This window comes from Shewanella goraebulensis (assembly GCF_030252245.1).
GTDB classification, from domain to species: Bacteria; Pseudomonadota; Gammaproteobacteria; order Enterobacterales; family Shewanellaceae; genus Shewanella; species Shewanella goraebulensis.
On sequence record NZ_CP126972.1, the window covers coordinates 1,423,883 to 1,447,447 of the forward strand.

18 protein-coding genes are annotated in these 23,565 nt (G+C 40.2%); 3 read left to right on the forward strand and 15 right to left on the reverse strand.

Going from position 1 to position 23,565, the window contains the following annotated elements:
* Positions 1-9: 9 nt before the first annotated feature.
* From QPX86_RS05930 to QPX86_RS05970, 9 genes are all read right to left on the reverse strand, one after another.
* Entirely contained in the window at positions 10-1,536 is a 1,527-nt protein-coding gene (locus QPX86_RS05930) for an MFS transporter (protein WP_285164631.1), read from the reverse strand.
* A gap of 338 nt (positions 1,537-1,874) precedes the next feature.
* Positions 1,875-3,101 carry a hypothetical protein gene (locus QPX86_RS05935; protein WP_285164632.1) on the reverse strand — a complete coding sequence of 409 codons (1,227 nt, stop codon included), beginning with the start codon at positions 3,099-3,101 and terminating at the stop codon, positions 1,875-1,877.
* 41 nt (positions 3,102-3,142) lie between these two features.
* Positions 3,143-5,506: a putative bifunctional diguanylate cyclase/phosphodiesterase gene (locus QPX86_RS05940; RefSeq protein WP_259651184.1), complete on the reverse strand. Its 2,364-nt coding sequence runs from the start codon at positions 5,504-5,506 to the stop codon at positions 3,143-3,145.
* A complete protein-coding gene (locus QPX86_RS05945; RefSeq protein ID WP_259651185.1) occupies positions 5,506-6,204 on the reverse strand; it encodes a cupredoxin domain-containing protein in 699 nt (232 codons plus the stop codon). Before QPX86_RS05945 ends, QPX86_RS05940 begins: the two co-directional genes overlap by 1 nt.
* A gap of 269 nt (positions 6,205-6,473) precedes the next feature.
* Complete coding sequence (locus QPX86_RS05950) at positions 6,474-6,809, reverse strand: PBPRA1643 family SWIM/SEC-C metal-binding motif protein (RefSeq protein WP_220751559.1); 336 nt, start codon at positions 6,807-6,809, stop codon at positions 6,474-6,476.
* 224 nt (positions 6,810-7,033) lie between these two features.
* Complete coding sequence (locus QPX86_RS05955; RefSeq protein ID WP_220751560.1) at positions 7,034-7,450, reverse strand: hypothetical protein; 417 nt, start codon at positions 7,448-7,450, stop codon at positions 7,034-7,036.
* A gap of 68 nt (positions 7,451-7,518) precedes the next feature.
* A complete protein-coding gene (locus tag QPX86_RS05960) occupies positions 7,519-10,683 on the reverse strand; it encodes a carboxypeptidase regulatory-like domain-containing protein (RefSeq protein WP_285164633.1) in 3,165 nt (1,054 codons plus the stop codon).
* A gap of 51 nt (positions 10,684-10,734) precedes the next feature.
* Positions 10,735-11,526 (reverse strand): fimbrial biogenesis chaperone, encoded by a 792-nt coding sequence (locus QPX86_RS05965; RefSeq protein ID WP_285164634.1) that lies wholly within the window; start codon positions 11,524-11,526, stop codon positions 10,735-10,737.
* Between the two features lie 198 nt (positions 11,527-11,724).
* Positions 11,725-12,192: a DUF4402 domain-containing protein gene (locus QPX86_RS05970; protein ID WP_285164635.1), complete on the reverse strand. Its 468-nt coding sequence runs from the start codon at positions 12,190-12,192 to the stop codon at positions 11,725-11,727.
* 740 nt (positions 12,193-12,932) lie between these two features.
* Here QPX86_RS05970 and QPX86_RS05975 point away from each other — a divergent pair.
* Positions 12,933-13,352: a hypothetical protein gene (locus QPX86_RS05975; protein ID WP_220751568.1), complete on the forward strand. Its 420-nt coding sequence runs from the start codon at positions 12,933-12,935 to the stop codon at positions 13,350-13,352.
* A 108-nt stretch (positions 13,353-13,460) separates the two neighbouring features.
* On the opposite strand, the gene QPX86_RS05980 is transcribed toward QPX86_RS05975, so the two are convergent.
* From QPX86_RS05980 to pepA, 3 genes are all read right to left on the reverse strand, one after another.
* Positions 13,461-16,376: a valine--tRNA ligase gene (locus QPX86_RS05980; RefSeq protein ID WP_285164636.1), complete on the reverse strand. Its 2,916-nt coding sequence runs from the start codon at positions 16,374-16,376 to the stop codon at positions 13,461-13,463.
* Between the two features lie 58 nt (positions 16,377-16,434).
* On the reverse strand, positions 16,435-16,887 hold the full coding sequence (locus tag QPX86_RS05985; RefSeq protein ID WP_285164637.1) for a DNA polymerase III subunit chi: 453 nt from the start codon (positions 16,885-16,887) through the stop codon (positions 16,435-16,437).
* A gap of 192 nt (positions 16,888-17,079) precedes the next feature.
* On the reverse strand, positions 17,080-18,588 hold the full coding sequence (gene pepA, locus QPX86_RS05990) for a leucyl aminopeptidase (RefSeq protein ID WP_220751574.1): 1,509 nt from the start codon (positions 18,586-18,588) through the stop codon (positions 17,080-17,082).
* Positions 18,589-18,842: 254 nt separating this feature from the next.
* Here pepA and lptF point away from each other — a divergent pair, with 254 nt between their 5' ends.
* Both lptF and lptG read left to right on the forward strand, forming a co-directional pair.
* Positions 18,843-19,955 (forward strand): LPS export ABC transporter permease LptF, encoded by a 1,113-nt coding sequence (gene lptF, locus QPX86_RS05995; protein ID WP_220751576.1) that lies wholly within the window; start codon positions 18,843-18,845, stop codon positions 19,953-19,955.
* Positions 19,952-21,010: an LPS export ABC transporter permease LptG gene (gene lptG, locus QPX86_RS06000; protein ID WP_220751578.1), complete on the forward strand. Its 1,059-nt coding sequence runs from the start codon at positions 19,952-19,954 to the stop codon at positions 21,008-21,010. Before lptF ends, lptG begins: the two co-directional genes overlap by 4 nt.
* Before the next feature lie 120 nt (positions 21,011-21,130).
* Here the strand turns inward: lptG and QPX86_RS06005 are convergent, their stop codons facing one another.
* The 3 genes from QPX86_RS06005 to QPX86_RS06015 form a co-directional block, all read right to left on the reverse strand.
* Positions 21,131-22,240, reverse strand: a complete 1,110-nt coding sequence (locus QPX86_RS06005) for a GGDEF domain-containing protein (protein WP_220751580.1) — start codon at positions 22,238-22,240, stop codon at positions 21,131-21,133.
* 290 nt (positions 22,241-22,530) lie between these two features.
* A complete protein-coding gene (locus QPX86_RS06010; protein ID WP_220751582.1) occupies positions 22,531-23,040 on the reverse strand; it encodes an RDD family protein in 510 nt (169 codons plus the stop codon).
* 15 nt (positions 23,041-23,055) lie between these two features.
* Positions 23,056-23,322 carry a DUF2960 domain-containing protein gene (locus tag QPX86_RS06015; RefSeq protein ID WP_220751584.1) on the reverse strand — a complete coding sequence of 89 codons (267 nt, stop codon included), beginning with the start codon at positions 23,320-23,322 and terminating at the stop codon, positions 23,056-23,058.
* Positions 23,323-23,565: the final 243 nt, after the last annotated feature.

A 23,565-nucleotide genomic window follows, 5' to 3' on the forward strand; every position in this document is an offset into this window, starting at 1 on the left:
TGGCTTGTATTAACTCTGCTGTAATCGATACAGCCATTTTCCATAAAGGAAAATACCAACCGCAGAAATCGTACCAATAGCTGCAATGATATACCACGCCATACCGATGTTATGGCTGTTATAAAGTAAGGTCGTTAACTCTTGTGCTGGCTCTCCAGTAAAGGTGACTAGAGTGGTAAAAGCTTCACCTTGTGGGATTGCATCAATCTTAGTCGCATTCATGCCACGTTCAGCAAGGAGTTGCAATGAGAACACTTCTTTCGACGCATACATTTCATATAGCTTAGGACCAAAGTAACCTTCTAGTGTCCAGCCTATCCCCTGAGGTAACATCACAAAGCCTAGATACATGGCTTTTTTACCTTCAGGAGCAATATTCCCCATAAACTCGTTTTTCTTTGGGCTTATCATCATTTCGCCAAACGAGAACATCGCAATTGCCAGAACTATCATCCATGCGGCATTAGTTGCACCAATAAACACAAAGGCAAGGATACTTAACAAGCAGCCACCGAGCATTGCAGTAGTAATACGGTATTTAGCAGTAAGTGCCGCCACCAAGAAACAAGTCGTCATGATCATGCCAGCATTAAGGTTAAGCATGCCTTCTGGCATCACCTTAGTACCCGTATTATCAAGTCCTAACCAAAACTGGAAAAAGCCATTGGACGTGCCTTCAGGACCAAATAGCGAGGTCACAATCACGCTGGTATCAACCCATTCGGCAATGTGAATCGGCAAGACATCGAATAGGGCGTTAAATAAGAACCAGAAGCCTGCAAACACCAACATGTAGTAAATAACCACAGGCTTTTTAAGCTCGTTTAATGCATCGCGCCACAAAGCTTCTTGCTTAATTTCGCCAGATTTAATTTTACGATTACGTTCTAAACGTTCTTCTTTACCTGGCTCTTTATAGGCCAGTAAAAATAGGAAGTTAAATGAAATGATTGCCGCACAAGCGTAAAACACGTTGTCCCACGAAAGCTGACGCATGTGAACAGCGACTAATGGACCAAGGAAACCACCAATATTAACCACTTGGTAGAATATCCCCCAAGCCATTGAAGTATTTTGTCTTCCGGTTGAGAGGACTAAGGTTCCTTGTATGCCGGGTTTAAAGATCCCGGTACCCGCAGCCAACAAGATGGCACCGAACAAGAAGCCATAAAAACTTGGGAATAGGGCCATCACTAAGTAGCCAGCGATTTTGATAATCGTTGAGGCAAAAATCGTTTCTTTGTAGCCTACACGATCTGAAATACCGCCAGTAAACACGGGAATAAAGGTTTGCATAAATGCCCAAATAGCGATGATGACACCATAATCGCTAAGGCTAATACCTAGACCACCTTCAGAAGTTGGCGCTTTCGCATAAAGGCCTGCACTGGCTTTTACGCCATAGTAAGCGATACGTTCAACCAGCTCCATGCCGCCGACGATCCAAAAAATATAACTGAGACTGGCGATCGATGCCCACATTCCCAGCTGTTTAACTTCACTTAGGTCGTTGCCTGAGTGTGAATTATCACTCATATTTCACCCTTTATTATAATTATTATTAACAATAAGCTGGCAGACACTTTACCTAATTTGAAACAAAATACAAAAGAACTGTGATAAAAATTGCACTTTATGACGAATGTTAAAATTTTGGACGGATATTTGCCGCGAAGAAATACTTAGATAACTGAAATGTCGATGTATTATCAGTCAAGTTGATGCTTTTTTGATTTTGGATAACCGTTCTTCAGATTTTAATTTAACCAGTTAAACCTCAGCAGTAGATGAATTTAACATTCAGCGCAGTGTCAAAGCCTCAGTCATGATTTAAGCAAAAATAGGCCGACTAGATTAGGAAAACAAGCGGCTCATTAAAAATACCAACGAGTGGCTAGTTGCCATTGTTGTTCAAGTAGCTCTTGTGGTAAACCTTGTTCAACTTTTGCATCGCGAGTAGAGTCAATTCGATTGTATTCTGCTTGGATAAACCAGCTTTTTTGCAAGCGATATTGATAAGACAAAGTAAGGGCATTGCCTTGTTCATTGTTGTTATCGTCAAGGGTGGCATCATTGTCCGATACTTCAAAATCTTCAGCTCGAACACTAACACGATGTTTATCCCAGCGTTTGCTTATTAGAATAAATGCGGCTTGATAATCATTGTTGACGACATCAATACCGTCAGGCGACTGCATTAATGTACTGCCGAGCATTAATTGGCTAATTAACTCAATGTTATAAGGTAAACGCCATTTAAGACCCGCATGTGAGAACTGAGTTAGCCAAGCGTATTGGCCATCTTTTACGATACGAGTATTGGCATTATTATCATAATAACCTAGTGATACCTCGCCATTCCCTTTCATTTTCCATTGGCCATGTATGTGATAACCAAAGCGATTATCTAGCTCAATAAAGGGATCTGACTCTTTGGCTTGTTCATCTAAGCTGCCTCCTTCAAGGCTAGGCATATTGCTTAATGGCAATGACTCATGCAGCAAAGTTTGACGGGAACTGACAGTCCAGCCATGCCAGGCAAGCATGGCTCCTGCAGTGTCATTGTGTTGAAACACTGATGCAGATAAAGCTAAATCATGTTTAGATGAATGAAATTTCCCTAAACGCTCAAGGGTGACTTCAGCGCCAAGGTGACGAAACTCCTCACCTAACCAGCTGTTGATGGCTGAATAACTTAAGGTATAAGGCGATGACCAAGCTGTAGCGATATTTTCTAATGAAATGTCTGGGTACATTAGGCCTAATCTGGTTTTTATTCTTAAACCATTTTCCCAAGGTAAACTTCGATAATTTATAAAAGCTTCAGTAATCCCAACACTATTTCGGTTACCATCGACATAACCATTAGCGGTAACATGTGCTGAGAGAGCATTTTCCCAATCTACTTTATAGGTAAGGCCAACTTGGGAAAGTGATAGTTGGCTACCATCATCAAATCGAAACTTTCCTAAGCCACCGTCGACATAAGATTGAGTTCCGTCAGTGTAACTGGCTCTTACATCAATGATGCCAGATATATGATGATCTGCAGCTATAGCGCCATAGCTGCTTAAACATAATATCAAAATCCATTTTTTCATCCGTGAACCTTATTATTTTAAATTATTACGGACTTGCCTAGTTAGCTGTAACTAGACTGAGTTAACCACTGAGTCAACCGAGTAGCATCGACTGGTTTTGAAAGATAAAAACCCTGTCCCATTTCACAGCCACGCTGCGTTAACCATTTTAGTGAACCCTCATCTTCAATCCCTTCTGCCACGACTTTTAGCCCTAAATTATGGGCAAGCTGTAGTGTTGAGTTAACAATGATTTGATCGTCTTCATTAATCATAAGGTTTTGCACAAATGACTTATCAATTTTGAGTTCATCAACAGGTAACTGTTTAAGTTGCGCTAATGAAGAATAACCCGTGCCATAATCATCAATAGACAGTTTTAGACCGTGTTGCTTAAGCTCTGTTAATTGTTTGATGGCATGCTCAGGATCGGCAACAACCGCATCTTCGGTGATTTCCAGTGTGAGCGCCTCAATCGGCACGCGTTTATCTTTTATGGTCTGTAATACGTAATCACAGAACTGATTATCTTTTAAATTTTCAGGTGAAATATTCACTGCGATAGCAAGCTCAATGCCTTGCTGTTGCCAACGAAGGTATTGATCCAATGCTTCATTAATCACCCACTGTGTTAAGGCATTCATTTGACCCATTTGTTCTGCGATGGAAATAAAGCTATCTGGGGGGATCATGCCTCTGACAGGGTGTTGCCAGCGAACTAATGCTTCAACATGAGTGACTTTATTCAGTGTTAAGTCGAGTTTAGGTTGGTAGAACAGCACTAGCTCATCTTGTTCGATAGCAGGTTTTAAATCATTAACTAACTGAAGCCTGTCTAAGGTATTAACATCTATTTGCTGGTGGTAGATTTGTAGGTGTAAACGATTTTTCTTGGCATGTTGAAGCGCGGTATCAGCTTGGCGTAATAAGGTTTCAAGATCGCTAGGGTAATAAACAAAGCTGATCCCTATGGTGGTTTGTAAGTGCAAAGAGATATCTTGATAGCAAAACTCAGTTTCAACGCTTCGCTGGATTTTTTTAATTAATGCTGTCAGTGTTTTTTGTTCTGTATGTTCGATAGCCAGTACAAATTCATCTCCACTTAAACGACACACTAAATCAATTTCATCAAAGCTTGCTAAACGTCGTCCAATTTCTTTGATGACAACATCGCCAACGATATGACCTAAAGTACCGTTTATTTCTGTCATTCTGCGAATGTTGATTAAACAGATAGCGATAGGCGACTTATCTTCAAACCAATTTGAAGTGACTCGTATAAGCTCGTTTTTGTTGCCAAGACTTGTAAGAGGGTCATGATAGGCCTGAAAAGTAATTTTGTTTTCTCGACTTAATATGGCCTGTTGCATCGCGGTAATTTCTTCTGCTAGCTCGTGCATCTCCGCGCTGCTACCAACCTCGACTTTAGAATTATAATTCCCCTTGGCAATGAACCTTGCTTGTTTAATGAGTAGCGTAAGGGGTTTAGTTACGCCTCTAGCGATAACAAATGCAACAAATAAAGAAATTGGTAACATCAGTAGAATAAGTAAAACTTGTTGAAACCAATGTTTTTGCGCTGATTCTAGTGCATCACTGCGACTTAAAAACATGAAAGCATGTAGTTGGCGTTCATCATTGTCTTTTAGGCTGACTTCACCTAAATCAGATTGCCATAAAATATAATCATCATGGGGTTGATTTTGCTTAATAAAATCGGATATGACTTGGTTGTCTGTTTTAGAAAAACTTGAACTTGATAGGCTGATTAACTGATTAGTGTACTGCTCAGCAGTGAGTACGAATCCTGTGTTTAGACCTGTTTGTTGTGATAGTGACTGAGTTAACTCATCACCGATGACATAACCAAATCCCACCCAACCTATGATGTTTGAAGCTCCACTGGTTAATGGCGAGAAACGTAGCTGATAAACATGGTTCTCGAGAGGGTATAAAGGGCTAATAGTCTCAAATTCCGTCGCCAATGACATACGGAATGCTTTGTCTTGCTCAGGGCCAACCTTTACTTTTCCCTGATTTGGCCCATCTGGGGTAGTGAGTAATTGACCGATGACTTTTCCTTCAATATCAACGGCAATGGCAAGATCTGCATTGATGCGTTTTCGATGATTGTTTAATGCGACGAGAAAGCTACGGCTGTCATCGTCAATAAAGACATCTTTAAGGCCAAAATCTTTCGCTGCAGTTTCCGCAAAAGCAGATAAATAATAATTTCGATTGTCGTATTCAGACTTAAAAACTAACTCTGCCACAGAAAGTTGGTTTGCAAGTTGGTGCTGCTCTAGGCGCTTATTAGTGTAATAAGTAATGGCAAACGAGATTGCCTGCACTGCGATTAAAAGCACCATAAAAAAGGCAAAAATGCGAGTTTGAATACTGTTGAACGATTTAAGCATTTTTAGCATTAGTACCCTTCCAGAAAGTCAAAGTCATCTAAACTTTGTTGACTAGGAATGTCATCCATAGAGGCATTTATTTGTATTGTTAGGGCTTCAGGTAATGGGGTGCTAACTGTTTGGCTATATTTATTATCTTCAATTTGTAATTGAGGATGCCAGATGTTGAGCTGATATTCATTATCAGGGACAGAGTCAAACTCGACATGACCTAGATTATTGGTGACAGCATAAAATGGTGTGTCGACCACTAATACGTGACCACTCATCCAGTCATGTATATTACAGCCCATCGAAATATGACCTGCTTGATCGAACACCATATCTTTTTGGGCATTATCTTTACGTAGTTTAAACGAGAATCGCTTTGGCCCTGAAGCTGAATAAATATGGTGGGTAATATCATCGTCATTAACAAACTTGAGCTGGTAACCTTTTTGGATAACGGTGATATAGGGGCTAAATTGTTTGTTTTGTTGATGTACTTCAACAGGGGGCCTAGCAGGTAATAGGGCGTCAGCAGGTTTTGGTGTCATGGGGGTAAGATAGACCACCATATTTGCCATAGGAGAAGTATTGGCATCAACTAAAAGAAATTGCTGACTCATTGTTGGTAAGCTGACTAGGGTGCTGATTGTTGCACTTATTAATGCGCTAAACTTTATGTTTGTTGTTATTAGCGACTTTACTGCTATGACTGTGTTCACTTTGACCCCTAGTATCACTTTGGTTGAGATATCTAACCTGCTGATAAAAGTGTTGCCCTTTACCAAGCACACTATGACTTAGCAAAATAAGAACGGAATTAAGCTTATAATATTTCACAAATTAAAGATGTTTTCATAACAAAAATAAATCGAAGCCAAATATTATTTAGCTTCGATTTTTATTGTTTGCTTCTATGAGAGACTGGTGCTGAGTGGCACCTTTACACAGGAGGGTTTATATTGAGCGGGAAAACGCTTTAGTGATGGGATTAACCACAACACTTCTTATATTTTTTGCCACTACCACAAGTGCATGGATCGTTGCGGTTTATTTTTGCTTCAGCAATGACTGCTTTGGGTTTATTTAAAATCCCTTCTAATTGCAGGATATCTTCGGCAACTTCTGGGTTAATTGTGATATTAGCCAATAACTTATGCTGCTCAACTATGAGCTGAACTTCATGCATACGGCTTTCATTTTGCACGGTTAATTTCAGCGGGTTGGTAGCGGTTCCAATTTTAGCTTGGCGTTTAGTGTTGTAGCCACTTTCGCCGTAGGCAGGTTTTGGCGTTTGACGGCCTTTAAAGAAAAATTTGTCTGACATATTCGTATCTGCCTATCGGTAAAAAGTAAAAGTTAACTATCAATTAGCGCGGTATCATATGGATTAAGTCGTTAGCCAAATTCCACAAAAATTGAAAAATATTCTAGAGGCGATGCTTATACAGCAAATCGTTGCTGTTGACTAATAAAACAGCCTTAAATCATCTTTTTATGTTGATATTGCTACATGAACTCTAAAATTCGACTCAGTGCAAGTAAAGCTGCTTATTGGTAATTAACTTCAATTGTGTAACTGACTTGTTGAAGTCCTGTCAGTTTGTCATCAATGACATCTACTTTTCCGCCAACTTCAATTACGGTTGTGGAATCTGATAAAGAAAATGACTGTTGTTGGGTGCCATTGGGTAAAATTGGGGTAAAGGCGATATTGGCATTATCACTTGGGTATACCACAACATTAATCAATGCTTGTTCGTGACCGCTAATAGCAAACTGGCCTAATTGATTGTCAGAGCTAATACAACCAGAACCTTGGCGGGAAAACTGATCGAGCTGACAGTTAACGCTGATTTGATTGCTAATTATTCCTAGGTTTATTGCTTGAGTTTGCTCGATTGCAATTGGAGACACGAGGGTAAAGTGAGCTTGGGCTATAGCTGTTGTTAAGATAAATAAGGACACAAGCTTTTCCCAATCGGTGCGATAGATTAATTGTAGTCGTTGGTGGATATATACGCAGTATATTGTTGTTATTTAGATTCTCGCTTGAGTGTTTGTGTGGGGAAGGTCACATATTCGCCTGGCGCGAGCGTAATGGATTGCGATTGTCGTTGTTTGTTTATTTCTATTTGATATTCACCTGGCACCAATTGCTCAAAGATAAAGACTCCGTCATATTCTACTCGCGCATGATATTTAGCCTCTTGTTTATCGATAAGGGTGATAGGTATTCCTTTGGCAGCGACACCGTCATCATAGAACACTTCGCCGTCTAACTCTGCTGTAAACAACACGGGGAAAAGCACTTCCGCAACATTGCCCGGATGGGCTTGAATTATTAAAGTACTGTTAAGGGGTAATAAAAAAGGATCGGGCAGTGAACGTTCATTTAGTACAAGTTTATGAGGTCTTGATGTTTGAATATGGGTTATGAGAAGTTGACCATTATCATCGGTTTCACTATCAGCATTGGTGTGACCGGAAAATTGCAGTCCACTCATGGCCAGTTCATTGTCATCGAATAGGCCATTATTATTATCATCCTGAAAGGCAATTATTTTAACACTCCCCGTATTTAAATGGCTTACTCGATCCAATAGCCAAGTATTATCGGCTGCGATTAACAGCGCGGAGCTACTCCATTTGAATTGTGCAAACCAGTCGCCTTCAGAGTCATTTTCAACAGAAAACCTAAGGGTGCTTGCATCTAAAAAGTAAGATAAAGAATTCTTAACAGTGACTTCTGCGCTAGCCATAGGTTGATAGCGAACTTCAAATTGATAGTTACTGCTGTCGGTAAATGAAGTGCTGACATTGGATACGAGCTGAGTTAATTCTGTATCTGGTATCAGAGCAAGATCTGCGTAGCTTCGTAAATACCAATCATCAATCCGACCTGAAAGCGCAAGTCTGTTTGCCCACACCTCACTGCTAGCGATATTTTGCCAACTCAATTCATTGCTTAATGATAGGTGCTGCAATTGGCCTGCAACCGTAGCCGCAATAAACAAACTATCGCTACCTAGGTTTTGGTCTTGCCAGCGGCCACTGAGCGCCCAGCTCATGTTTGTGTGCTCTAAGTTACCACTTAAATTAACGCTGGCGAGTTGTTTTAGCTGATTGTCTTGATTATCCCAAGATTCAAAATCATTATATTTTGCCCATTCTGTTTGCCAGTCAATTAACTCGTTACTGCCTTGGGCGATGAGGTTGGCCGCTGTACCCGTTTTATTACCCGTGAGGTTAAGCTGCCATACACTATTATCTGTCAAAAGATTTAGAGTGACAGTCGGATTGAAAAGCCATTTATCTTTTGATATCTGTTGCTCAATGATGGCAAGCCCAGCTGTAAAATTATCTGTAACCGCCCAGTTTGCACTAGCATAAACTTGCTTTAAATTATCTTGTTCACGCTGCATTGCCCCAAAATTCATTCCAAAGCTATTGGCTTTCATTTGCGAAGGGTCTAGTAACTTACTGAAAGATTCTGTGCGGGTTTCGCCATTGGGGCCGAAAAAACGAAGTTGATATTGGTTTAAGCCAATATAATAGGGGACTTGTTCAAATCGGTATTGGCCGTTATCCGTAATTCGTTGTACGCCAATTAAACCGCCATTTCGATAAAGTTCTACATCCCAACCTGGTTCTAACTCGCCATCAATGACGAGGTATCGAATATCATCAGTAAAAGCATCGCCAGCATTAATAACGACACCCTCACCAGTGTTTGAACTGGAAACAAGTGCTAAGTTATGGGAGTCGATACTGCCAAGTCTATAATAGTTAACCCAAGTATCAGCCATTTGTTTTTCAATATAAGCATTCAGACTTTCTCCATAGTCTGACCATGAATACCCTGCGTAGGCGCTGTGACCTAAAAGATGAGTACGAGCTTGGATGAAACCATCAAATCTGGGTTCTTGTGTGTCTGTTTGTTTACGTTGGGATACACCTAAATCAGCATGCAGCGCTAAATCACCCAAGTTAGCGTATTGGGTGTTAATGTGGCGTTGATTTGTTGGTGTGTTCGCTTTTTGCTGGTCGTTGAATTGTTGATAGCGTTTTTGTCGAGCGAGTAATTGGCTTAAAGGGACTAGCGTGTTTTCAGTTATTTCGAGCATTTGTCTTGCGTGATCAAATTTAATCTCTAATCCTGTTATCTGCTTAACCACAGAAATATCTAGATATAAATCCCAATCATCAAAATACACTTGAGTTGCGCTGTGTTCGCAATCGCTATTTTGGGCTGTAAAGCGCATAAGCCCCTGGTTAATTTCCACAGGGTTATCTGTTGTTAAATACCAACCGGTCAAACTGAGTGGATACATTTCTGTTTGTAACGGCATCATCAGGATATCTGCTAAAAATTGCATGGGCAGATATACAACTCCATCGTTTTGATAAATGAACATTTCATCACTTAAGCGTTCACTACCATAGTTAAATTGACTGACAAGAAATTGCTCTTCATTTGCAGCAGATGAAATGTAGGTTCGATTAATTAATCCTGAGCAAGTTAATTCATTTACTTTAGGGCTAGCCACTTCAGGTGTAGAAATGGGCTGCTTTGGAATAGGCTGTTTAGAAATAGAGTCTTGAGAAATAGCGTGTTTAGTACTAGTTTCTTCTGGATGAATAGCTAACGAACTCGATGGCTGTGACGAAAGATAAATAGGGGCGGTTACTGTACTTACGGCCATATTTTGTTGTGTAAGATTGGATGAGTGGGGCGTCTTGATGCTTTGAGTTTGAACATTGTTATGTTCTGCTTCAATTAATTTTCTATTGTCTAATTTGTTGATTGTTTCTTGCGGCATTCCAGTGGAAAAAGCAGACTTACTGACCACTTGTGCTGGGGTTATTTGATTTTCATTATCTGTATTGTCAGCGTTATTACTAACGACACTATTATTAATGGCAATATCATTAATTGCACTATCACTTTTTGCGTGATAACTCCTAGCTATAGACGGATTTAGAATGATTTCCTTTATAGCTTCAGGCTCATGAATTTTTCTAGCTCTTGTTATTTGTTGCGATGGAGGAGGGAGCTCAAGTGATGATAAAAAAGTGTGTTGATCTGACTTCCAGGGCTTTAAAGACTCAAGCCCTGGATTGACTAATTCGATATAAAACAAAAGTAAGCTAATGGCTAAAGCATATTTTGCTAATCGATTTATCTTCCGTTTGATCACGGTAGGATTAATCAGTTAAGAGTTATTATCAATGAATGTCCTTTTTAAACATTAAAAATTAACGGTTTGCTCAACCGTTTTTGCTTCAAATAAACCATCATTTTCGATGTATTTTACCAATAGTTTGGTATTGGGTTTTAGAGGTTCATTCAGTGTAATTGCAAAAGAACGACGTTCATTCTCAGTATAAATAGACGCATTTTTCAAACTACCCAAAAGTTCGTTAGTATCAGCATCAAACACCTCTACATCACCATAACTGCTTCTTTGTCCTTCACGGACGATTTCGACAATTAACTGCTGTTTATCGTCTTGAATATTGAGACCGTTAGACTCGATAGTGAGTTCAGCTGTTAACTGCCCTACACGCATGATCACAGGAATAGCAATACGTAAGTAGGCAGTAACCGATAGTTTCATTGTGTCAGATGGCTTACTTGCTTCTGATTCAGTGGTAGAAGCAAGTGGAATTTGATGAAACACAATGTAGCTTCGATATTCTCCTGATTTAATATCTTTTGGTGGTCTTACAGCAAGACGGACTCGGGTACCTTGCTCGGGTGACAAACTGACTCTCCTTGGTGAATAGCGAGTAAAAGGGGTCAAGGATGTAGAGGGAACCTCAGATTCGAGCAGTTCAAACTCACCAGAATCTAATAACCGTTTATCTTCAAGGTAAATTTCATAGCGTGAAGTTTCACTGCTTTTGTTAACCAATGAAAACACGGCACTCTTATCGCGTTTATTATCGAGTTCAACGCGTGTGGGGGTAACTAAAAGGTTTGCATACACACTTGGAACTAAAAAGAGAACCAAAGTGGCAAGAAGGAATATTTTTTTCATGGCAATGCCCAGCTAAATTTATATGCAACATGTTGCAATTATTATAATTTTTTATTGTTAGCTTACTTCGAGCTTGTTTTGTAAATCAGTTGAGATATAAGAATTAAATCCCGTAAAACCACTACGGGATTTAGTTTACGTTTTCTTAAATAGATTAACCACCTATTTGTAAGTTACTAATATTAAAAATCAATAATATTAGTAGGTTACTGAAAGCGTATAAGTTAGTGCGTGTGTACCTGGAGCAGCACTTGCTGCAACAATATCCAATGTACCACCTACGTCAACAGCAAGTGTGTTACTAGCCACAGTACCAGTTGCACTAGCAAGTGTTGGCGTGAAAGTGACACCAGATACAGAAGTATCTGCAGCTGAAAGCGATAAGTTAACCGTGCCATCTGCAGCTGTTACTGTGAATAAACCGGTATTGGCAGTATTACCACCTGCAACACAAGCTGCGCCAGAAGTGGTGTCTGAATAATCTAAAGCACATTGTCCATCAGCTGCAATAGATACGTCGCCGAATTCCATTTGCTCAGTTTGAGCGACTGTGATTGGGTAAACTAAGTTGAAATTTGCTGTGCCTGTCGCATCTTCTGCACCGGCTTGAGTAGAAAGAAGTAATGTTGAAGCTATAACTGTAGATAATAGTATTTTTTTAGTCATTTTTATGTTCCAAGGTAAAATATTATAGTTTTAATAGCCCATACTTTTTGTGCGGATAATTATCGTATTTAAACAACGACTTATTTGCAGGGCAAAGTCAAAGTAACATTGTTGAAATATTTTGCAACACTTTGATTACAATTTCAGGGTGTACTTTTGATGTAACTGAAAGTTCTAATTTATAACCTAGGTGAATATGGGGTGAATAGTTAAAAAGTATTAGATTTCAAACTAGTGTTTAACTTGCTGAAAATCAAAACTATAAACCATAGGTTTTGAGGTTTTTAAATACAGCTTTTAGTGCGGGCAGTTCTATAAATACACTGTTTATGTATGTTTTATGCGTAATGTTAAACTTTTATGACAGTGATTGTGTGGTTGTTTTTTAATCTGTTGTGTGCGCTTTTAAAACTGAATTTGTATTGTATAGTGACTTTATTTGTATCGACTGAATTGATAAAAGAACAATGCCAAATTACTTTGATTGTTGATTTTTTATGATTAGATTGAGAAGATGTTGAAGTTTGTACAAAGTGATACATTCAGAAGGTTTGTATTAATGTGCTGTTGGGGCTTACTTTTACCTTAAATCGGTTTTTTTGATCCTTAGGTTTCTAATGTGTTGATAATAAAAATAAATTTACACGGGCAATATATTTATGCGGTTTACTGATTGTGTTATTAAACCATTTGACGCTTTAAAATTATGTTTGTTAGCTTTGTGCTCGAGCTTAATAAGCTTGACCGCCTCAGCACAAATAGCCATCACTGAAATTCAACCAATAAAATTTCCCACAGTTCTACAAAATAGCGGTTCTAGCACTACTGTAGTCGTGAATTGGAAAGGCGCAATTGGTAATTCAACTAATTCTACTTTGCTGGATAATGACTATTATCAAGGCCGATATTTTATTACCTCTGATGGTTCTTCTCCCATTGATATCAACTTTATGAGTTTAGATAATGAACCATTAATCCAACTCAAAAACTTTAAGATCCGTTATAAAAACACCACTTATAAAACATTTCCTGTATTGGGGTTAGATAATCCTGGGATAGCTGGAGAGTACATAGATATTGGGGCAAAGGTGGTGGCAAATAAGAAGTCGAGTCAAGGGTTTAAGTATCCCCAATATACCTTGAGTGTGAATGAGCAATAATGGGTTAGCTGTTTAGAGTCGATTAACGCTTAACACCCAATAAAAAAGCCATCAACGGACATTGATGGCTTTTTAACGCTGCTATTTATTCACGATTTTGTGAATTAGTTAGCCTTCTAATTTAGCAAGTTCAGCCTTCTGCTCAGTAAGCTTTTCAATATCACGTTGATATTCAGCTTGCTTAGCACGTTCTTTCTCAATTACGGCAGCAGGCGCTTTAGCAACAAATCCTTGATTAGATAACTTGCCTTCGATGCGCTTAAATTCACCTGCAGCTTTTTCAAGTAACTTGTCAATGCGAGCCACTTCCTTAGCGACATCAATTAAACCTGCCATAGGAATCAGTAATTCCATGTCACCCACAAGTTGTGTGGTAGACATTGGCGCAGTTTCACCATCAGCTAGAACAGTCATTGACTCAAGTTTGGCTAGTGTTTTGAAGAAGGTTTGATTCGCTTCAAGACGAGCCTTGTCTTGCTCAGTTACGCCACGTAGTAAAGCATTAAGTGGTTTAGAAGGCGCAATGTTTAATTCGGCACGAATGTTACGGACCGCGGTAATCACTTGCTTAACCCACTCAAGGTCTTCCATTGCTTCGGCATCAACTTTAGCTGCATCAAATTCTGGGAATTGAGCCAGCATCAATGTCTCACCTTCAACACCAGCAAGCGGTTTTACACGCTGCCAAATGGTTTCAGTAAGGTAAGGCATCATTGGATGCATTAAGCGCTGCATTTGCTCTAATACTGTAACCAGAGTATGGCGAGTACCGCGAAGCTGAGCTTCAGTGCCACTTTGCATAACAGGCTTAGTTAGCTCTAAGTACCAGTCACAGAATTGGTTCCAAGTGAACTCGTAAATAGTGTTAGCAGCAAGATCAAAACGGTAGTTAGCCATGTGATCGTCATAAGCTTTAACGGTTTGATTAAACAAGCCGATAATCCAGCGATCAGCAAGTGATAGCTCCATTTCACCTTGTTTGCCATCAACTAATAGTTGACCACAATCTAACGCTTCACCAATAGCATCTTCATCAGCACCTTCAGTTTGAACCTCGGTGTTCATTAATACGTAGCGTGAAGCATTCCAAATTTTGTTACAGAAGCTGCGATAACCATCTAGGCGTTTCATGTCCCAGTTAATGTCGCGACCCGTTGATGCCATAGAGGCTAATGTAAAACGAAGGGCATCGGTGCCGTGTGCTTCTATGCCTTCGCTAAATTCTTTACGGGTACTTTTTTCAATTTTAGCGGCCATTTTAGGCTGCATCATATTACCAGTACGCTTTTCAACTAGTGACTCAAGGTCGATGCCGTCAATCATGTCTAGTGGATCAAGAACATTACCTTTAGATTTAGACATCTTATTACCGGCTTCATCACGGATAAGTCCAGTGACATAAACCGTTTTGAAAGGCACTTGAGGTTTACCATTTTCATCTTTGATGAAATGCATGGTCATCATGATCATGCGGGCAACCCAGAAGAAGATAATATCAAAACCAGTCACCAACACATCTGTTGGATGGAATGCCTTTAGCTCTTCAGTATTTTTCGGCCAACCTAAAGTTGAGAATGTCCATAACGCTGAGCTAAACCAAGTATCTAATACATCGTTGTCTTGGCGTAATACCACAGAATCATCTAATTTATGCTTAGTACGAACTTCTGCTTCGTCACGGCCAACATACACTTTACCTGACTCGTCATACCAAGCTGGGATACGGTGTCCCCACCAAAGTTGACGCGAAATACACCAGTCTTGAATATCGCGCATCCAAGAGTTGTACATGTTCTCGTATTGTTGAGGCACAAACTTGATATCACCGTTATCTACGGCTTCCATAGCTGTTTTCGCCATAGGTGCAACTGATACATACCATTGGTCGGTCAGTAATGGCTCGATTACCACGCCAGAACGATCGCCGTATGGCACTTTTAATCCGTGAGGGTCGATTTTACCTAATAAACCTAGTGTCTCGAACTCTTCAACAATGGCTTTACGTGCTGCAAAGCGCTCAAGACCGGCATAACGCTCAGGTAAGCTGTTATCTAGCTCGTTGTTTGCAGTGCCATCAGTGTTGACGACTTCAGCCTGACTGCGAATGTCTGCATTGATGGTTAATATGTTAAACATAGGCAGGGCATGACGTTTACCGACTTCATAATCGTTAAAGTCATGAGCTGGAGTGATTTTCACACAACCTGTACCAAACTCCATGTCAACATAGTCATCAGCAACAACTGGAATGCGGCGGTTTACAATTGGCAGCAAAATGAATTTGCCAATTAATGATTGGTATCGTTCGTCATCAGGATGAACTGCAACGGCGCTGTCACCTAACATGGTCTCTGGACGAGTGGTGGCCACTTCTAAGTAGTCTTTACCGTCAGCAGTTAGTGCGCCGTCAGCTAGCGGGTAGCGGAAATGCCACATGCTGCCTTGCTTTTCTTTATTTTCAACTTCGAGATCAGAAATTGCGGTGTGCAGTTTAGGATCCCAGTTTACTAGTCGCTTACCACGGTAAATCAATTCATCATCATATAAGCGTACAAACACTTCTTGTACGGCTTCTGACATGCCTTCATCCATAGTAAAACGTTCACGTTCCCAATCTACCGATGCGCCAAGGCGACGTAGTTGTTTTGTGATGGTTCCACCAGACTCTTTTTTCCAGTCCCAGATACGGTCGATGAAGTTTTCACGACCTAAATCGTGACGGCCTAAGCCTTCTTCTGCAAAAACTTTACGCTCAACCAGCATTTGAGTTGCGATACCTGCGTGATCGGTACCCACTTGCCAAAGGGTGTTTTTACCTTTCATACGCTGGTAACGAGTCAACGTATCCATAATGGTGTCTTGGAATGCATGACCCATGTGCAAACTCCCCGTCACGTTTGGTGGCGGGATCATGATGCAATAATTACCTTTTGACTCATCGCCATGTGGTTTGAAGTAGCCTTGCTCTTCCCAGTTTTGGTAAAGAGATTGCTCTATTGACTGCGGATTATATGTTTTTTCCATGGGATTTTTGTTTTCTCAATCTAAATTAATAGTTGGTATTGTTAACGAATCAACTGACTTAAACGCCAGTGAACTCAGTTGTTGTGAGCTCAATGCCTAGTTGCTTGTACTCTCGATAGCGAGCACGCGCAATGTGTTTAAGCGCATCATCATTAGCAACAAAATCGATAATATGCGGAAAGTTAACCGCAAATGATGGCACTTGTTCTGCAAGATTGATGAGTAATTGACGACTTTTATTAGCGCCTAACTTATCAAAACCAATCTCAACTGGTGAGCCCGTTACCGGTCCTTCCCCTTTTAAATTGTGGGGAACAAAAGCCGTTGGCTCAAATTGCCAAAGTAATTCGTCAATGGCGTATGCCTGCTGCTTGTCTTGGCAATGAATATAAATTAGTTGCTGCTGACGATAATGCTTTTCTGCTAATTGGCAGGCACTTAACAATACACTTTCGATAGCACTTGGCTGTGTATTGATGGTGGGCATTAAGTAAAACAGAGTCTTTGGCATGCTTTTACTATATTTGACGAAGTAAAGACGGATTTTACACTAAAAGCAACTCTTGGGGCTAGGGCGTACAGGGGTTAAATTAACAATTAGACGTGTTTGTTATTTAATTCATTTAGAAAAATAAAAAAGGTGAAGAAACACTTCTTCACCTTTTATTAGAAAGCTCAATATATCGGCTTGTGTAAATAAGGCTTATTCGCCTTGATCTACGCCTGCACGATTAATAAGGAATTGGCTTAAGATTGGTACCGGGCGACCCGTTGAGCCTTTATTTGCACCACTGTTCCAAGCAGTACCAGCAACATCAAGATGTGCCCAGTTATATTTCTTAGTAAAGCGAGATAAGAAACATGCTGCAGTAATAGACCCTGCTGGACGACCACCTAAGTTAGTCATGTCAGCAAATGGGCTTTCTAGCATTTCTTGGTATTCATCCCAAATCGGCATACGCCATGCACGGTCACCAGATTGTTCACCCGCATTCAATAGCTCGTGAGCTAATGGGTTATGAGATGAGAATAAACCTGATGCATGTTTGCCTAGAGCAATAACACAAGCGCCAGTTAAGGTGGCTGTATCAATAACGAGTTCAGGGTCGAAACGTTCAACATAGGTCAACACATCACACAACACTAAACGGCCTTCAGCATCAGTATTAAGTACTTCAACAGTTTGACCTGACATTGTGGTTAGAATGTCACCCGGGCGGTAAGCATCGCCCGCAGGCATGTTTTCACAACCCGCAAGTATACCGATAACATTGATTGGCAAGTTCATTTCACATAGCGCTTTCATTGCGCCGATAACACCAGCTGCACCGCCCATGTCATATTTCATCTCATCCATGCCATCGCCTGGTTTTAATGAAATTCCGCCTGAATCGAATGTTAGACCTTTACCGACAAGTACAATTGGCTTTTCAGTTTCATCTACTGCGCCTTTGTACTCCATCACAGTCATGATTGATTCATTAGCACTTGCACGGCCAACCGCTAAGTATGAGTTCATACCCAGTTTAGCCATTTGCTCTTCGCCAATGGTGGTCACGGTTAAATTGTCATGAACTTCGCCAATTTGACGGGCTTGTGAAGCAAGGTAAGCAGGATTACAGATGTTTGGTGGCATGTTTGCCACATCACGACACAAGTCCATACCAGCAGCAACGGCCATTCCGTGATCGATTGCGCGTTCACCAATGGTTAGCTCACGACGCGTTGGCACATTGAATACCATTTTACGTAATGGACGACGAGTTTCACCTTTTCGGGTTTTTAAAGTATCAAAGCTATATAAACTGTTATAAGTTGTTTCAACAGCTTGGCGTACTTTCCAATAAGTGTCGCGACCTTTAACGTGCAGTTCTGTTAAGAAGCAGACTGCTTCCATAGAACCTGTTTCGTTTAAGGTGTTAATGGTTTTAGTTATGATTTGTTTGTATTGGCGTTCATCTAGTTCACGCTCTTTGCCACAACCAACTAACAAAACGCGCTCACTGAGTACGTTTGGTACATGATGCAATAAAAGCATCTGTCCAGGTTTGCCTTCTAAATCACCGCGTCGAAGTAGGTTACTGATATAACCTTCACTGATTTTATCCAATTGCTCCGCGATACCAGATAAACGACGTGGTTCGTATACACCGACAACGATACAAGCTGAACGTTGTTTCTCGGGGCTGCCGCTCTTTACGCTAAACTCCATGAGCACTCCTAGATTATTAAAGACAAATTTTTATATTTATTAGATAATGTTTTAATTAGGCCTGTTAGGCCATATTTACAAACCTTTAAGGAAATAAATCCTTGGTAATTTTCTGCTATGCAGCTAAATGAATTACACTTAAGGAAGCTCACGAGCTGGTCAGAAAACTATCAATAACTGCTGAAAGCAGACATTTTATAGTGAACTTACTCTGATACTAGCAAAAAGACAAGTTTAGACAGTGGATCCTACCTGTGATTGTATTTAGATACTTGATCGTTGAAGTTTTAAAAGCCCAATTTGCGATACTTTTGGTGCTGTTAACTATTTTTATTAGCCAACAATTTGTGCGTGTCTTAGGGGATGCCTCAAATGGCGAGTTCCCAGCATCTTTAGTGCTCACATTATTAGGGCTAAATTTACCGCAGCTTACTGTGCTGGTGTTGCCGTTGAGTTTTTTCTTAGCGATATTACTTGCTCATGGGCGAATGTATGCCGAAAACGAAATGGTGGTACTCCATGGCGTTGGGATCAGTGAATGGTATGTGACTAGGGTAACCTTACTCATTGCAGTTGCGAATCTGGTATTTACTGGTGTGTTATCTGTTTATGTTGGCCCTTGGGCTGAAGAGAAACAAAACCAAGTATTAGAGCAGGCGCAATCTGAAGCAGGTTTAGCAGCTATCACCCAAGGACGATTCCAAGCAAGCCCCAATGGTCGTGCAGTATTGTTTGTTGAGAAAATATCAAAATCTAATGAGTTACAAAATGTATTTGTGGCGCAACTCCCTGATCCTGAAGATGAAGAAGGCCTCACCAATGTGGTGGTGTCTGAACAAGGTCGAGTCGTAGAAGATCGCTTTGGCAGCCAGCAATTACAACTGGATAATGGTATTAGATATCAAGGTAGTGCCCAACATCTTGATTACCAAATGATTGAATTTGGTGGCTATCGGATGGAAATTAAAGAACAGGAAGTAGATGAAAGGCGAAGAAAATTATCGGCTTTACCTGTGAATGAACTGCTTAGCACACCAGGTCCTGAAGCCGTAGCTGAGTTTCAATGGCGCTTGGCTTTACCATTAGCCATTCCATTAATGACCTTAATTGCTGTGCCGTTAGCACGGGTAAATGTGAGGCAGGGTAAGTTTGCCAAGATGTTCCCTGCTATTTTACTGTATTTAGGCTATTTCGGTTTGATGGTTGCAGGACGTAAAGCATTAGAAGATGAAGTGATTCCATTAGCGTTAGGTATGTGGTGGATCCATGGCTCTGCGCTGATAATGGGCTTGTTTTTGTTAGGTAAAGAACGTCCAAGTGGTGCCAAGTTATTGCAAGTGTTTAAACGCAAGCAGGTGGCATCATGAAGATATTAGATCTCTATATAGCTCGCGTTATCATTAGTACATCAGCTTTGTGCCTGCTTATCTTGACCGGTTTATCTGGGATTATTAAGTGGGTTGATCAATTGCGTGTAGTAGGGCGCGGCGCATACACCATGCTAGATGCGATGATTTATGTGATTTTCCTGATCCCGCGTGATATCGAAATGTTTTTTCCTATTGCGGTATTACTCGGTGCATTAATCGGTATGGGAATGTTGGCATCAAACTCAGAGTTAGTTGTGATGCAGGCGTCGGGTATGTCACGTTTGCAAATCACTATTTCTGCGATGAAGACGGCTATTCCTTTAATGATTATTGTGATGGCTTTGGGAGAGTGGGGCGCACCTGTTGCAGAGCGCAGCGCTAAAGAGTTACAAGCAACCAAAGTATCAGGCGGGAGTTTAATTAAATCTCACCGAGGGGTTTGGGCGCGTGATGGCGATTTGTTTGTGAATATTGGCGAGGTTGAGACAATTAACACCTTAAATAACATCACTTTTTATGAATTTGATGACGATTTAAAGTTAAAAACCATGACGCAAGCAATGCGAGCTAATTTTGCGAATGGTGTGTGGCGATTATTGGATGTTAAAAACACCCACATCACAGAAGATAAAATCACCTTAGAGTATCAAGAAGAACGGGTTTGGAATTCGACATTGACCCCTGACAAACTCAGTGTGGTGTCTGTTAAACCTGAAGCATTGAGTATTCAAGGCTTAATAGGATATTTAGATTATCTCAAAGTGAATCAACAAGATCCCAGCCGTTACGAATTGGCATTATGGCGTAAGATAATGCAGCCAGTGACAGTGGCAGTTATGATATTAGTAGCATTGTCATTTGTATTTGGTCCATTAAGAACTGTGACCATGGGAGCAAGAGTATTGCTCGGTGTAGTGGCAGGATTTAGTTTTTATATTTGTAGTGAAATATTTGGTCCGCTGAGTATTGTTTATGGCTTACCTGCTTATATCAGTGCAAGTATGCCTGCCTTGCTATTTAGTGCCGGGGCGCTTTACTTTATTAGGAAGTAACCTAACGTAGAAATAAGCATTAGGAACAAGCACTAGCGCGACAAAAATATAGCTGCACGTGATAGTGATGATTAAAACCAGCCTCTTTGTTATTCAGAGTGGCTGGTTTTTTTATGGCTGCTAACTGGCTATTTTAGGATGAACACTATCTCTGCCATGTTCTTTAGCATAGTAAAGGTGTTCATCGGCTTGAGATATCGCAGAGTCTACTGAATGCGTGATGTCAGCTTTACCAATACCGATACTGACAGTAATTGGGATGGTGATATTTTCATAAATAATAGGATTATTACGAATGGTTTGTCTGATTTTTTCAGCCACCTCATAAGCATCATTAAAAGGTGTTTGGGGCAGTAATATTAAAAACTCTTCTCCTCCCCAGCGAGAGATCATGTCTTGTTTACGAAGAGTTCCAGTAAAAAGTTTTGCTAATTTAACCAGAACCTCATCCCCATAAGAATGGCCATATTGATCATTCACCTGCTTAAAAAAGTCCACATCAACAAGTAAGATACTCATAGCATGTTGATTGCGCAGCACTCTGGCATACTCATAATTGAGCTGTTCCATCATAGCTCGGCGGTTAGGAATATCAGTGAGGTGATCGCGAAGCGCTTGTTGCTCAAACTTCTCACTGAGCTGCTTCACGTGTAAAAAAGACTGGTGACGGGAATACTCATAATAACCAGATAAAAACGTTAAGGTTAGTAACGAGTAGAGCACCCGTGTTTTAAATTCATAGGTATAAGTCGCTAGTAATAGTTGGTCATTGGGATAAAACATAATGATGCAATAGCAAGTTATAAAGCCGAGAGTATTTCGTAAGCCGCCTTTTAAACCACCAAAAAACATCATTACGGGAGGCACTAAGAATATCCACAAAGGCCCAGTATTATTGGCTCCACCACTATAGACAAGGTAGATCATTAAGGTCAGTAAACTGAGCTGAATTAAGGTGCCAGAAGCTTCAAAACGGTATTGCTTTAGGAAAAGCCAATGATTCTGTAGGGAAAGAAAAAATAACACGCAGGACAATAATAGAACGATTGATAAACTACTATTATTTTCAAAATAGGCATTGATGCCCAATATAAAAGTAATGGAAAAACCAACCATGCCAAACCAGTTGATAATTAGAATCTTATGACGTTTTTCGGGTTCGTCATAAAGCTCTGTACCGCGGTTCAGATAATTTAATAGCAATTTTTTAATCGCAATCAATGTATTCAAAACTTTTGTTCGTCCCTTTACGTAAATATTCCTTAAATAAGCTGAAACAGTCGCGTTATTTCAACGCCTTAAAGTTGAATTTTTCATCTTATAGTCTTATTAAGATACTCCAGTATGCTTGTATCGCCAAGTAACATTCGTATGCTAGTGTATGTCATTAATATCTATAGATTTACTATCGACACTTTCTTAAATGAGTGTGAGGTATTTAGCAATAAAAAAGCCAATTGACAGTGCAATTGGCTTTGATGGGTATTCCTATACGTAATAGTAGGAAATGAAAGTGGACTCTATGCGCCGCGCCAATTTCTCATCTGGTTCGCTTCTACTGATAATACAACGACTTCTGAACGGGTCATTTTATCTTGTAAGGCTAACTTGTCAGGATTAATTAGAATAAATAAATTGCCGATCCCTGCAAAAGACCAAACCACACGTGCTACAGCAGTAATGAAACTTAGGTTTTGTCCATTTGGATGTTGAACTTTTAAGCGCCAAGCTCGCATGCCTAAGGTTTGACCGCCGCGGCTCCAAAAAATGGCATAAAAGCCTGCAACACATACCACTAACCAAAGCTGATAAAAACCCTGATAAAGTGGAGTTTGATTCAGTAGATCTGAAACGTGTTCATGGCCATTCATGCTGATTACACCGGTACTTGTTAGGCCAAAAAAAAGTCCGAATCCAATCACACCAGCAACCATATAAACGGCTACTGCAAGTAAAGCGTCATAAATCATAGCGCCACAGCGTTTAATAAAGCTGGCTCTAGGAAAGTTAGCGTGTTCTGTATTAATCATGATAGCCCTATTGAATTAGCTAGTCGTTGTCTCTTCGTCGTCTTCTCTGACAAATTTGATACTGGTAAACCCAAAGCGAGCAAACTCAGTTTTACGGAATTCTTTTTCTGCTTTAGCGCCTTTTTTAGAGGTCATTGCCACTTGTTGTTCCATTGCTAAGAAGCCTGTTAAATCGATTCCTTCAGCTTCTGCTGCGGCTTCGTATAAGTCGTGATGAACATCATAGCTAAATGGGATAACTTTGGTTTTACCTTTAAAGATATAAATGACTTGGCGAGCCATGGAAACTCCTAAAATCGGATTCTGAGGTATGAGTAAAATAGATTCATACGGCTAAATAAACATGCTGCATTTCTCATGCTGACACAGCAGCAATAAGTTGGCTATTATAACCAAAGCTGATGGCGCAAGATAGCACTGATGGTTATGCTTTTAGTGTCAGTTATCACCAGCTAATTAAGTTTTAATGCAAACTTTAAATTGGGGTAAATTTTTCTGATAACTTAGATAAATAAAAGGTGCATT